Source organism: Pseudarthrobacter sp. MOO14 (genome assembly GCF_058267675.1).
This window is the reverse complement of sequence record NZ_CM177849.1, coordinates 3,801,066-3,813,926: the sequence shown is the minus strand read 5'-3', so window position 1 is coordinate 3,813,926 and position 12,861 is coordinate 3,801,066. Positions and strand designations below refer to the sequence as shown.

Genomic DNA, 12,861 nt, shown 5'->3' with positions numbered 1-12,861 from the left:
CCCCGCAAGGCCACACGGGGCCCCGGCCTTGCCCTACATGTGGACGTGCAGGCGGCGGGCGGCCTCGGAGATGGAGCCGGTCAGCGACGGGTACACGGTGAAGGTGCTGGCGAGGTCGTCCACGTGCAGCTTCTGCTTGACCGCGATGGCGATCGGGAAGATCAGCTCGGACGCGTTGGGCCCCACCACCACGCCGCCGATGACGGTTCCGGAGCCCTTCCGGGCAAAGATCTTCACGAAGCCGTCCTTGGCGTTGCGCATCTTGGCGCGGGCGTTGCTGCGCAGCGAAAGCTTGATGATGTCCGCCTGGTATTTGCCGGACTCGATCTCCGCCTCGGACACTCCCACGTTGGCGATTTCCGGGGACGTGAAGATGTTCGACGCCACCTGGTGGAGCTTGAGCGGGGTCACGCCGTCGCCCATGAAGTGCGCCACAGCGATGCGGCCCTGCATGGCGGCCACGGAGGCCAGCGGCAGGACGCCGGTGCAGTCGCCGGCGGCGTAGATGTTCGGGGCCGTGGTGCGGGATACCCCGTCAACCTTGATGTGGCCGCTGTCGCTGACGGCCACACCGGCTTCTTCAAGGCCCAGTCCGGCGGTGTTGGGGATGGAGCCCAGGCAGAGCAGGCAGTGGCTGCCGGTCACGGTGGAGCCATCGGCGAGGGTCACCACGACGCCGTCGTCCGTACGCTCCACGGACTGGGCGCGGGAGCGGGACAGGACCCGGACCCCACGGCGCTCGAAGACTTCTTCCAGTACCACCGCGGCGTCGACGTCGGAGCCCGGCAGCACGCGGTCGCGGCTGGAGACCAGGGTGACCTTGGATCCCAAGCCGTTGTAGGCGGAGGCGAATTCGGCACCCGTCACGCCGGAGCCGACGACGATCAGTTCCTCGGGAAGTTCGTCAAGGTCGTAGATCTGGGTCCAGTTGAGGATCCGCTCACCGTCCGGGCGGGCAGTTTCCAGTTCGCGGGGGTGCGCGCCAACAGCCAGCAGGATGGTGTCGGCTTCCACCGTCTCGGTGCCGTCAGCGGTCAGGACCTCGATGGTGTGGTTATCCACGAGGCGGCCGGACCCGGCAATGATCCGCACACCCACCTTCTCCAGGCCCTCGCGGATGTCATGGGACTGGGTGCGGGCCAGGGTGAGGAGGCGGTCATTGATGTGCTTAAGGTCAGCGTGCATCACCGGCACGAAATCGCCGCCGTCGACGTCGAATTTCACGCCGAGCTCGCCCGCCTCGGCCACCCGGGCCATGAGGTCTGCCGTGGCGATGAGGGTCTTGGAGGGAACGACGTCGGTCAGCACCGCGGAGCCGCCGAGCCCGGCACGTTCGATGATGGTGACCGTTGCCCCCAGCGAGGCGGCGACCATGGCCGCCTCGTATCCGCCGGGACCGCCTCCCAGGATCGCGATTCGGGGGGAACTGAAATCTGGATGCGTAGTCACAGTCATCCATTCTCGCCCATCTCCGGCCTGACCACCAAGAAAACAGGGCGTTTTCCGGGCCGGCCGTGATGAGGGCAACAGTGGCGGCAGGATAACTTGTACTGGTGAGTACAACAGACTTCCTGAACACTGACCCGTTTGCCGCCGCCCGGGCCGCCGCTGACTACATCGCCGAGGAGACCGGGGTGGACCGCCACGACGTCGCCCTGGTCCTCGGTTCCGGCTGGGGCGAGGCCGCCGACCTGATCGGCGAGACCACCGCCACCCTCTCCGCGGAGGAGGTCCCCGGCTTCCATGCCCCCGCCGTGGAAGGCCATGTGGGAACCATCCGGTCCGTACTGGCCAAGGACGGAAAACGCGCCCTGGTCCTGGGTGCGCGGACCCACTACTACGAAGGCAGGGGCGTCCGGGCAGTGGTGCACGGGATCCGGGCCGCTGCGGCCGCCGGGTGCAAGACCCTGGTCCTCACCAACGGCTGCGGCGGACTCAACGAGGCGTGGACGCCCGGCACCCCCGTGTTGATCAGCGACCACATCAACCTCACCGCTGCGTCCCCGCTGGAGGGCGCAACGTTCGTGGACCTGACGGACCTGTACTCACCGCGCATCCGTGGACTGGCCCGCGAGGTGGATCCCACCCTGGACGAGGGCATCTACGCCCAGTTCCCCGGCCCGCACTACGAAACCCCGGCTGAAGTGCAGTACGCCAAGCGGATCGGGGCGGACCTGATCGGCATGTCGACGGCACTGGAGGCCATTGCCGGCCGCCACGCCGGAATGGAAGTGTTCGGCATCTCCCTGGTCACCAACCTGGCAGCGGGCATCAGCCCCCAGCCGCTCAGCCACCAGGAAGTCATCGAATCCGGCCAGGCCGCGGGCCCGCGCATCTCCCGGTTGCTGGCTGACATCATCGCCCGGCTCTGAACGCCCCTGACCGCCGGGGTGCGGGCAACGGACCTGCAATGACGATAGCGTTAGGCCCATGACGTCTTCCGATGCCGAACTTCGCCTGCTTGCCGAGGCCCGGGAATGGGCCGCCCTGGATCCGGATCCCGCAACACAAGCATCGCTGCTTGGGCTTGTGGGGCTCGTTGAAGAGGGCGACCCCGCGGCACGGCAGGAGCTGGAAGACAGCTTCCGCGGCACGCTGCAGTTTGGCACGGCGGGCCTGCGCGCCGCCCTCGGACCCGGGCCGAACCGGATGAACCGGGTGGTGGTCCGCCGCGCCGCAGCCGGACTGGCGGCCTTCCTGGTGGACGCCGTAGCCGAAGCTGCGTCCGGCACCCGGCCGCGCGCCGTCGTCGGCTATGACGCCCGGCACAACTCGGATGTCTTCGCGGCCGAAACGGCCGCCATCTTCACCGCTGCCGGCATCGAGACCTTCCTGCTCCCGGCAGCCCTCCCCACTCCCCTGCTGGCCTACGCCGTCCGCGCCCTGGAATGCGACGGCGGCGTCATGGTCACCGCCAGCCACAACCCGCCGCAGGACAACGGGTACAAGGTCTACCTGGGCCGGCACGCAGTGTCCGCCGACGGGGACGGCGCCCAGATCGTGGCCCCCTACGACGCCCGCATCGCCGCGCGGATCAGCGCCGTGAGCCCCGTCGGCTCCATCGAACTGGCGGCCGGCGGGTGGACCGTGCTGGACGGCTCGCTGGCCGCCGACTACCAGCGGGCGATTGCTGCACTGGCCATGCCGGACCGCTTCCCCGCCCGCGACCTGCGGATCGTCCTGACCCCGCTGCACGGCGTGGGTGGCGGGACGGCACTGGAGGTCCTGAACGCGGCAGGTTTCACGGATGTCACCATGGTGGCCGAACAGGCCGAACCGGACCCCGAATTCCCCACCGTCAGCTTCCCCAACCCGGAAGAACCCGGGGCACTCGACCTCGCCCTCGAAGCGGCCGAACGGCTCGACGCCGACCTGGTCATCGCAAACGATCCCGACGCCGACAGGGCTGCCGTCGCCGCCAAGGACCCGGACACCGGCGCCTGGCGGATGCTCCGCGGCGACGAAGTCGGCGCCCTCCTGGGGGCCCACATCGCCGCCCGGCTCGCGGACGCCGGCACCGAAGCGGACCAGCAGGGTGTCTTTGCCAACTCGATCGTGTCCTCCCGCCTGCTGGCGCGCGTCGCCGCTGCCGCGGGCTTCGCCCATGAAGTAACCCTGACCGGGTTCAAATGGATCTCCCGGGTTCCCGGCCTCACCTACGGCTACGAGGAAGCGCTGGGTTATTGCGTCGCGCCGGACCTGGTGAAGGACAAGGACGGCATTTCCGCCGCCGTGCTGATCGCCGAACTTGCTGCCGCCGCCAAGGCCGCCGGCAAGACCGTCTTCGACACCCTCGATGAGCTGTACCTCCAGCACGGCCTGCACGCCAGCGACCAGCTGAGCATCCGGGTCGCGGACCTGGGCCTCCTGGACGCCATGATGAACCGTTTGCGGGTTTCGCCGCCGGAATCGTTTGGGCAGTCCGCGGTGGAAGTCTTCACCGACCTGGCAGAGGGAAGCGGCCAGCTGCCGCCCACGGAGGGCCTGCTGTACATCACCAGGGACCTGACCCGCGTGATCATCCGGCCCAGCGGCACGGAGCCCAAGCTCAAGTGCTACCTCGAAGTGATCCACCACGTGGGATCCGCCGCCGAACTGCCGGAGGCGCGCCAGGCGGCGCGTGCCTCCCTGGACGAGGTCCTGCACGACGTCAGCGAGGCACTGGGACTTTAACCGCGGAAAGGGGCGCCGCCTGGCGCCCCTTTCCTGTGTGCGGGAAGTCCTAGAGTTCCACCTCGACGAACCCGTCGGTGATCCGGGTGTTGAAGGCGGCCAGGCGCAGGCCCGGAGTGGTGAAGCATTCACCGGTCTCGAGGTCGTAGACCTCTTTATGCAGCGGCGAGGCGATCGTGGGGCGCGTGCCCTTGGAACCCAGGATGCCGCGGGCCATGACGTGGGCTCCGGTGGCCGGATCCTCATGCGCCACGGCGAAGACTTCGCGTGGACCGGTGCGGAACAGCGCCACCTGGCGGCCGGCAAGCAGCGCTGCCTCGCCCCAGGCGGGCTCAAGGTCCTCCACCGCGCAGACGCGGTGCCAACCGGTCCCGGATCCGGCGGTGTCTGATTCGGCGGCGAGCGCCCCAAGTTCCAGTGTTGCCGTCATGTCCGGCTCCTCTCCTGTGCCTGTCATCCCTGCAAGCGGCTGCTTGTGATGCCGTGTCCAACGCTAGGTTCCGGGTGTTTCAAAGGAGTGCGGTGAATGTGTCCGGCGGGTAAAAGAGACCTCACGCGGCCGGAAATGCGCTCGTGATGCAGAAGTTAAGTTGACGAAACAAAAGGGAAACTGAGGCGAAACTGCCCCTCCCTAGGCTGGGAGCACAAGCTGCAGAGCACCGTCTGCGGCCCATGCGAAAGGCCCACAGTGACCGAACAGACTTCAAGCACCGAGACTCCGCGCCGCATCGTCGTCGCCGGCGGCGGCCCTGCGGCCCACCGTTTCGCGGACGCCATGCATGCCCGCGGCCTCGACGGCTGGGATGTCACGGTCCTCACCGAGGAAGCCCACCTCCCCTACGACCGCGTGGCCCTCTCGAAGGCCCTCACGGACACCGGTGTGGACCTGACGCTGGGAACGACCTCCATGTGGGAGCACGGCTCCTTGACCCTGAAGACCGGCGAGCGCGTCGTGAAGGTCAACGCTGAGGCCAAGACCGTGGAGACGGCCGCCGGCAACACCTACGAATATGACGAACTGGTCGTGGCCACGGGTTCGGACGCCGTCCGCCTGCCCATCCCCGGCGCCGGGCACGCCCACGTCTACCGGACGCTGGAGGACGTGTGGGCCATCAACAAGGCCGTCGCCGACCTCACCGCGAAACTCGGCCGCAAGATCAACGCGGTCACCATTGGCGGCGGGCTCCTGGGACTGGAATCCGCAGCCGGCACGGAACAGCTCGGCGCCACCCCTGTGGTCATCAACGGCGCCCCCTGGCTCATGAACACCCAGCTGGACGAGGGCGCGGGCCAGGCCTTGGGCCGCCTGATCGAAGCCAAGGGCTTCGAGGTCCACGGCGGTGTCTTCCCGTCGGAGATTTTGGCGGACGACGACGGCCAGGTCACCGGAGTGCTGATGGCCGACAACAGGATCATCCCGGCCGACCTGGTCATCGTCGCGGTCGGCGTCAAGCCCCGTGACGAACTCTTCCGCGCCGCCGACGGCGAAGAGCAGCTTTTCAGCCTGGGCCCGCGCGGCGGCGTGGTCATCAACGACTACTGCGCCACCGAAGTCCCCGGCATCTGGGCCATTGGCGAGGTAGCCAACTTCGGGGGCATGTGCCTTGGCCTGGTGGCGCCCGCCAACACCATGGCCGAGATCGTCGCCGACCGGCTGCACGGCGGCGACGCCACGTTCCCCGGCTTCGACACCGCCACCAAGCTGAAACTCTCCGGCGTGGACGTGGCCAGCTTCGGTGACGCTTTTGCCCGCACCGAGCACGCCCTCGAAATCGTCTACGCGGACCCCGCCCGCGGCGTCTACCAGAAGATCGTCACCACGGACGACGCCAAGACCCTCCTGGGCGGCATCTTCGTCGGCGATGCCTCTCCCTACATGAGCCTGCGGCCTCTCCTGGGCCGTGAACTCCCCGCAGAGCCCGGCGCATTCCTGACCGCGGCCGGCGGCGGCGAAGCTCCCGAAACCGAGCTCCCGGACGACGCCACCCTGTGCTCCTGCAACAACGTCACTGCAGGTACCATCCGCGACGCCATCAACGGCTGCGGCGCCTGCGACGGCAACGCCCCGGTCCAGGAACTGGGCGAACTGAAGGGCTGCACCCGTGCCGGCACCCAGTGCGGTTCGTGCGTGCCCATGCTGAAGAAGCTGCTGGAAACCGAACTCACCAAGTCCGGCGTCGAGGTCTCCAAGGCCCTGTGCGAGCACATCGAACTGTCCCGCCAGGAACTTTTCGACGCCATCCGCGTCCTGGGACTGACCTCCTTCGAGGAGATCATGGCCAAGTACGGCACCGGGGCCGGCTGCGACATCTGCAAGCCCACCATCGCCAACATCCTTGCCAGCCAGAACAGCGCCTACGTGCTGGACGCCGGCCGCGGCACCCTGCAGGACACCAACGACCGCGCCCTGGCCAACATGCAAAAGGATGGCACCTACTCGGTGGTCCCCCGCATCGCCGGCGGGGAGATCACCCCCAGGAAGCTCGGCGTGATCGCCGCCGTCGCAGAAAGGTACGGCCTGTACACCAAGATCACCGGCGGCCAGCGGATCGACATGTTCGGTGCCCGGCTGGAGCAGCTGCCGGAGATCTGGAAGGAACTGGTGGACGCCGGCTTCGAGTCCGGCCAGGCGTACGGCAAGAGCCTGCGCACGGTGAAGTCGTGCGTCGGGTCCACCTGGTGCCGGTTCGGTGTCCAGGACTCGGTGGCCATGGCCATCCAGCTGGAGCTGCGCTACCGCGGCCTGCGCAGCCCGCACAAGCTGAAGATGGGCGTCTCCGGCTGCGCCCGTGAGTGTGCCGAAGCACGCGGCAAGGACGTGGGCGTGATCGCCACCGCCGACGGCTGGAACCTGTACGTCGGCGGCAACGGCGGAGCCACCCCGGCCCACGCCCAGCTGCTGGCCAAGGACCTGGACGACGAAACCCTGATCAAGTACATCGACCGCTACTTCATGTACTACATCCGCACGGCGGACCGCCTGCAGCGCACGGCCCGCTGGCAGGAGGAGCTCGACGGCGGCATCAAGCACGTTGAGGACGTGGTGGTGAAGGACACCCTGGGTATCGCCGAGGACCTTGAGGCCGCCATGGCCAAGCACGTGGACACGTACGTGGATGAATGGGCAGACACCCTCAAGGACCCCGAACGCCTGCGCCGGTTCCGCTCCTTCGTCAATGCCCCCGACCAGAAGGACGACTCCATCACCTTCGTCCCGGACGAGCGCGGCCAGATGCGCCCCGCCACCCCGGAGGAAAAAGGCAAGGTCCTGATCGGGGCTTCCATCCCGGTCCGCGCCGCCACCACGGAAACCCCTGGAAACGAGGCATAGCCATGCAGCTCAGTATCGACCTCACCGGCCGGAACGTCCTGGTGGCCGGCGCCCCGGATGCCGCGCGGCAGGCGGTGCGGCGGTACGAAGCCGCGGGCGCCGTCGTCCACCGCGTTGGCAGCCCCGAAGAGGCGCGGCTCGTCCACGTGCCGGAGCGGCTGTTCCTGGTCGCCGCCGTCGAGGACGGACAGAACGGCTGGGGCGCTTTCCTTGACCGCTGCCGGAACGCCGGCATCCCGGTCGCTGCCGAGCCCGCCGCCGGCCCGGCCGGCCACGTCACCCTGGTGGGCGGCGGCCCCGGCACGGGCGACCTGCTCACCGTGGCTGCCGTCAAGGCGCTCCGGGACGCCGACGTCGTCTTCTACGACCGGCTGGCCCCGTACCAGGAGCTGCCGCGGCTGACCTCCGCGGAGCTGGTGGACGTCGGAAAGAAACCGGGCCACCACAAAGTCAGCCAGTCGGACATTGAAAAACTGATGGTCGAAAGCGCCCTGGCCGGCAACAACGTGGTGCGCCTCAAGGGCGGGGACCCCTACGTCTTCGGTCGGGGCGGGGAGGAAGTTGCCGCGTGCGTGGCCGCCGGTGTCAAAGTGCACGTCATCTCCGGCGTTACCAGCGCCATCTCGGTCCCGGCCGCGGCAGGCATCCCGGTCACCCACCGCGAGGTCAGCCACATGTTCACCGTGGTCTCCGGACACGCGCCGCTGACGGAGAAGGAGCACCACCACCTGGCCGGCCTGGGCGGGACCATTGTGGTGCTCATGGGCATTGGCACCCTGCACCAGCTGGCAGCGGGCTTGCGCCGCGCCGGGATGCGCCCGGACATGCCCATGGCCGTGGTGGAGCGGGGCTACCGGCCCGGCCAGCGCACCACCATCGCAAACCTGGGCACCATCACCTCCGCCGCTGCCGGCTGCAGCAATCCCGCAGTACTGGTGATCGGTGAGGTGGTCCGGGTGGCCGAAGCCAACCGGCAGCACGCCGGAGCCGCCGCCGACCTGGACATGCTGGCGGCCTCGCTGCTGGGATCATGAAAGGATTGACCCCCATGACTGCACTTGCACCGGCCGAACCCACGCAGGCTGAAGAAACAACAGATGCCGCGGAATCGCCGCTTGAGGGGTTCCGCATCGGCGTCACCTCGGACCGGCGGTCACGCGACCTGATCGAGGCCCTGGAGCGACGGGGTGCCGAAGTGCTGCATGCTCCGGCGCTGAAGATCGCCCCCGTCCAGGAGGACATGCGCCTGATCGAAGACACCAGGGCCATCATCGCCGCCAAACCGGACCTGTGCATCGCCACCACCGCCTACGGCATGCGCCGGTGGTGCGAGGCCGCTGACTCCTTCGGAATCGGCGACGAACTGCTGGAAACGCTGGGAAGCTGCCGGATGTTCGTCCGGGGACCCAAGGCCCGCGGGGCCGTGCGTGCGGCCGGCCTCGCCGACGTCGGGATCAGCAGCGACGAAACCACTGCCACGCTGGTGGACATGCTGCTCACCGAAGGCGTCCGGGGCAAGACCGTCGCCATGCAGCTGCACGGCTACACCGACGTCCGCCAGATCGAACGGCTCCGGATGTCCGGCGCCACGGTCCTGACCGTGACGCCCTACCGCTGGGTCAAGCCCGACGGCGAGGACAAGCTGCCGCGGCTGATCGAGGCTGCCTGCAACGGAAACCTGGATGTCCTCACGTTCACCAGCGCCCCCGCGGTGGACGCGATGTGGAGCACGGCCCACGAGATGGGCCTGTACAAGCAGCTGGTGGAGAGCCTGAAACTGAATGTCACTACCGCGGTGGTGGGTCCCGTCACGGCGCAGCCCCTGCTGGACGCCGGGGTGACCCCGCTGATCCCGGAACGGTTCCGGATGGGAGCCCTCATCCGCCTGGTGTGCGAGCACCTGGCATTGAACCACGTCCGGCGGCTCGACACCCGCTCCGGAAACATCGAGCTCCGGGGCCGCAGCCTTCGCATCGATGGCCGGCAGGTGGAACTGGCCCCCGCCCCGCTGCTGCTCCTGCGGGCGCTGCTCGGTGCCGGGGGCGCGGTCCTGTCCCGCGAGTCCCTTTCGGACCTGCTGGAGCTCCGTGGTTCCGTCCACGCGCTGGACATGACCGTGAGCCGGCTGCGGTCGTCGCTGCCGGACGGCAAGCTCATCGAAACCGTGGTGAAGCGGGGCTACCGGATCCGCGTTTGAAGTCCGGGGGCGGCCGAATGTGTCCGCCGGCTCCCGGATGAGAGGTGCGTCACGGGTTCTGTTACCGGCCGGTAAATACTGGCGAACAGCACCCTCCGAAACAGCAATGGACGGGTAACACAACCGAAAAAGCAGGCCCCTACGCTGGGGTGCATCACGAAGTTCCGGCCGGTTAACGGCCACCAGCGAAAGGGCCAGCACATGTCCGCTCCGGCACCCTCCCCGTCCACCTCCGAGGCAACCCGCATCGTCATCGCCGGGGCCGGACCGGCCGCCCAAGCCCTGGTTGCGCAGCTGGACCGCGCCCGTTTCACCGGAAGCATTACCGTACTGAGCAACCGGGACGACACTCCCGCCGAACTGCTGGAACTGGCCATGCTGCCCCAGGTTTCCGTGCGCTTCGGCCAGCCCGCAAGCCACATCGACGCCGCCAACCGCACCGTGGCCACCGCCGACGGCATGGAGTTCGCCTACGACCAGCTGGTCATCGCCACCGGCTCCGCCCCCGCTGCCAGCCCCGTGGACGGCGCCGCCCAGTGCCTGAGCTACTCCACCATCGACGACGCCCCGCGCATCGCCGAAGGCGTCCAGGAAGTCACCCGTGAACTGGGACGCAGGCCCGTCGGCATCCTCGTCGGCACGGGCGCGGCCGCCGGACAAGCCGAAGCCGTCCTCCGGGCCAAAGGCGTGCGGCCCATCCGCACAACGGCCCGGCCCGCCGCCGTCGTTCCTTCCGCTGTTCCGGGCGGATCCGCTTCCGGCCTGGCCTCCTCCGCCGTCGTCTTCGAGGACGGCAGCAGCATGACCGGAGACCTGGTGGTCCTGGCCGAGGAACGGGTCTCCCGTGACAGCCTCGCCGCCACGGCCGGGGTGCGGACGGCCGCCGGCGGCGGCATCGTGATCAGCCGCGACTTCCGCACGTCGGTCCCCGGCATTTGGGCCATCGGTGATGCTGCGGCGTTCGACGGCGTGCGGCTGGGCCTGCTGGTGGCGGCCGCGTCCGCGGCGGGGGCCTGCGCCACCCAGTTGCTGACCGCCGTTGCCACCGCAGTTCCGTCCGCCGCCGCCGTGCCGGCACTGCAGGTGGCCGCCTGACCGGCCCGGCCGGGGTTGTCCCGCGGCGTCCGCCACCGGGCTGCCGGTGCGGCCCCGGCGCGCTGTGACAAGATGGTTTCAGCAACGAGTCACCGACGCGCCGGGCCCACGAAGCCCCTCGAGAGGACCATCCATGAGCAATGAAGCCACCGTTCACGCAGGCACCGCCACACCGGCCGGTGACGGGAACATCGCCTCCTACATCGACCACACGCTGCTCAAGCCCGAAGCCTCGGAAGCCGAGGTGCTGAAAGTCTGCGCCGAGGCCGCCGAGTACGGGTTCAAGTCGGTCTGCGTCAACCCTGTCTGGGTCAAGACCGTCACCACCGCGCTGAAGGGCTCAGGGGTCCTCACCTGCTCCGTGGTCGGCTTCCCGCTGGGGGCGACCCCCACGGACGTGAAGTCCTTCGAGGCCCGCGGCGCGGTACTGGACGGCGCTGACGAGGTGGATATGGTGATCAACATCGCCGCTGCCCGGGCAGGCGACAAGGGCGCCCTGGCCGATGACATCGCCGCCGTGGCCGAGACCGTGCACGCCGGTGGCGCCATCCTGAAGGTCATCATCGAAACCGCGCTCCTGACCGACGAACAAAAGGTCCTGGCCTGCCAGGCGGCAGTGGAGGCCGGCGCGGACTTCGTCAAGACGTCCACAGGCTTCAACGGTGGCGGCGCCACCGTTGAAGACGTGGCGCTGATGCGCAAGGCCGTGGGCCCGAACGTGGGGGTCAAGGCCTCCGGCGGTGTACGGTCCCTGGCCGACGCTCAGGCTATGATTGCTGCAGGTGCAACACGAATCGGCGCCAGCTCCGGGATTGCCATCGTCAAGGGTGAACAGGGTTCAGCCGCTTACTGACCGGGACCGGACGGCCGCCACAGACCAAGCCCCGCGGGGCCGAGGAGGAACACATGTCCAGCAAGATCAACGCGTCCAGCCGGGACACGACGTCTAACCAGGACATGGTCCGCACCCCGCAGAACGAGAACAACACGGCCACCAGCGCTGTCCTTTTCGTGGTCAGCTTCGCCCTGTTCCTGGGCGCCATCTACTCCCTGTCCTTCCTCAGCCTGGACAACCCCTGGCCGATGGCGGTGTGCCTGGTCCTGTTCGCCCTGGCGTTCTGGATCCCGCAGACCATCCTCGGACGGTCTGACTCCGCAGGCGAGCACTGATCCCCACGCAGACAGCAAAGGACCCCGGACACGCCGTCCGGGGTCCTTTGCTGTCTGCTGCCCGAGGCCTTCCTGCTGCTAGAACCACTGCCTGATCCAAGCCCCCGCGGCGGCGGCCACCGGGCCCCAGTGGTCCCTGGCGATGGCCCAGCCGGCCATGGACATGCCCACCATGGCGTAGGCGCTGACCGGGATCAGCACCAGCCACTCCCGCTTGGATCCCGCCCGTCCCAGCAGGGGCACCGAGAGGGCGCCGTTGGGGCGCCAGACGTTCCGCAGCAGGGGCAGCCGGCGCAGCAGCCGGGGTGGCCTGATGACCAGCGGCCACAGCAGCGGCACTCCCCCGGTGGTGACCAGGTCGCCGACAATATGGACCACCACTCCGATCAGCATCGAGGTGGGCAGCCAGGTCCATTGGTCCGGCGCGAAGAACGTGACCAGGCCGGCCATCGCCAGGGCGAAAATCCAGTTCGAGATGAATCCACTCTTGGGAAAGAGTTTCAGCGCCTTGGCCGCGATGTTGATCAGGAACATGCACAGCAGCCCGGCGCCGACGGACAGGCGGCCCCAGGGGGTGTCCATATGGACCTGAGATGCCAGGCCGGCCAGGAACACGAACAGGGCGGCGCCCACGATGGAATGCGTGCCCTGCCGGTGGCCGCCGCTGGCGTTCTCGATGCCACGCGCGATCACATTGGACAGCGGCGGGAGCGAGTGCGCCACCGTGCTGGAGCGGTGGTCCCAGTCGCACACCAGGGCCGTGCCCGCCGTCGCCATCCCGCCGATGAGGATGCCGGTGGGATCCAGCGGATACCAGCCCAGTGTGTACGGTCCCGTGGACGCAACAGCAACCCACGCCGCGGCTCCCGACGCGGCGTGGTGTCCTCCCATCATC

Annotated in this window: 11 protein-coding genes; 8 read left to right on the top strand and 3 right to left on the bottom strand. The window is 68.6% G+C overall.

From position 1 onward, the window contains the following. Nucleotides 1–33: 33 nt before the first annotated feature. Nucleotides 34–1,449: an NAD(P)H-quinone dehydrogenase gene (locus AC4EEV_RS17615; RefSeq protein ID WP_026264929.1), complete on the bottom strand. Its 1,416-nt coding sequence runs from the start codon at nt 1,447–1,449 to the stop codon at nt 34–36. A gap of 104 nt (nt 1,450–1,553) precedes the next feature. Here AC4EEV_RS17615 and AC4EEV_RS17610 point away from each other — a divergent pair, with 104 nt between their 5' ends. Beyond that, nucleotides 1,554–2,372, top strand: coding sequence for a purine-nucleoside phosphorylase (locus AC4EEV_RS17610; RefSeq protein ID WP_018762978.1), 819 nt, complete (start codon nt 1,554–1,556; stop codon nt 2,370–2,372). Nucleotides 2,373–2,430: 58 nt separating this feature from the next. Beyond that, nucleotides 2,431–4,173 (top strand): phospho-sugar mutase, encoded by a 1,743-nt coding sequence (locus AC4EEV_RS17605; RefSeq protein ID WP_491329595.1) that lies wholly within the window; start codon nt 2,431–2,433, stop codon nt 4,171–4,173. A 49-nt stretch (nt 4,174–4,222) separates the two neighbouring features. On the opposite strand, the gene nirD is transcribed toward AC4EEV_RS17605, so the two are convergent. Next, on the bottom strand, nt 4,223–4,603 hold the full coding sequence (nirD, locus tag AC4EEV_RS17600) for a nitrite reductase small subunit NirD (protein ID WP_133832166.1): 381 nt from the start codon (nt 4,601–4,603) through the stop codon (nt 4,223–4,225). 258 nt (nt 4,604–4,861) lie between these two features. On the opposite strand from nirD, the gene nirB reads away from it, so the two are divergent. The 6 genes from nirB to AC4EEV_RS17570 all read left to right on the top strand — a co-directional run bounded on the left by nirB (nt 4,862) and on the right by AC4EEV_RS17570 (nt 11,966). After that, a complete protein-coding gene (nirB, locus tag AC4EEV_RS17595) occupies nt 4,862–7,504 on the top strand; it encodes a nitrite reductase large subunit NirB (protein WP_491329594.1) in 2,643 nt (880 codons plus the stop codon). A gap of 2 nt (nt 7,505–7,506) precedes the next feature. Then, nucleotides 7,507–8,538 carry a uroporphyrinogen-III C-methyltransferase gene (gene cobA, locus AC4EEV_RS17590; RefSeq protein WP_491329593.1) on the top strand — a complete coding sequence of 344 codons (1,032 nt, stop codon included), beginning with the start codon at nt 7,507–7,509 and terminating at the stop codon, nt 8,536–8,538. Nucleotides 8,539–8,552: 14 nt separating this feature from the next. Then, nucleotides 8,553–9,701: a uroporphyrinogen-III synthase gene (locus tag AC4EEV_RS17585; protein WP_018762973.1), complete on the top strand. Its 1,149-nt coding sequence runs from the start codon at nt 8,553–8,555 to the stop codon at nt 9,699–9,701. Between the two features lie 201 nt (nt 9,702–9,902). Next, the gene (locus AC4EEV_RS17580) at nt 9,903–10,796 is read left to right on the top strand and encodes an FAD-dependent oxidoreductase (RefSeq protein ID WP_491329592.1); all 894 of its coding nucleotides are present in this window, start codon (nt 9,903–9,905) and stop codon (nt 10,794–10,796) included. A gap of 133 nt (nt 10,797–10,929) precedes the next feature. Continuing rightward, the gene (gene deoC / locus AC4EEV_RS17575; RefSeq protein WP_133832162.1) at nt 10,930–11,649 is read left to right on the top strand and encodes a deoxyribose-phosphate aldolase; all 720 of its coding nucleotides are present in this window, start codon (nt 10,930–10,932) and stop codon (nt 11,647–11,649) included. Nucleotides 11,650–11,702: 53 nt separating this feature from the next. Beyond that, nucleotides 11,703–11,966 (top strand): hypothetical protein, encoded by a 264-nt coding sequence (locus tag AC4EEV_RS17570; RefSeq protein ID WP_018762970.1) that lies wholly within the window; start codon nt 11,703–11,705, stop codon nt 11,964–11,966. A gap of 78 nt (nt 11,967–12,044) precedes the next feature. On the opposite strand, the gene AC4EEV_RS17565 is transcribed toward AC4EEV_RS17570, so the two are convergent. Further along, nucleotides 12,045–12,860, bottom strand: coding sequence for a metal-dependent hydrolase (locus tag AC4EEV_RS17565; RefSeq protein WP_491329591.1), 816 nt, complete (start codon nt 12,858–12,860; stop codon nt 12,045–12,047). Between the last annotated feature and the right edge of the window lies 1 nt (nt 12,861).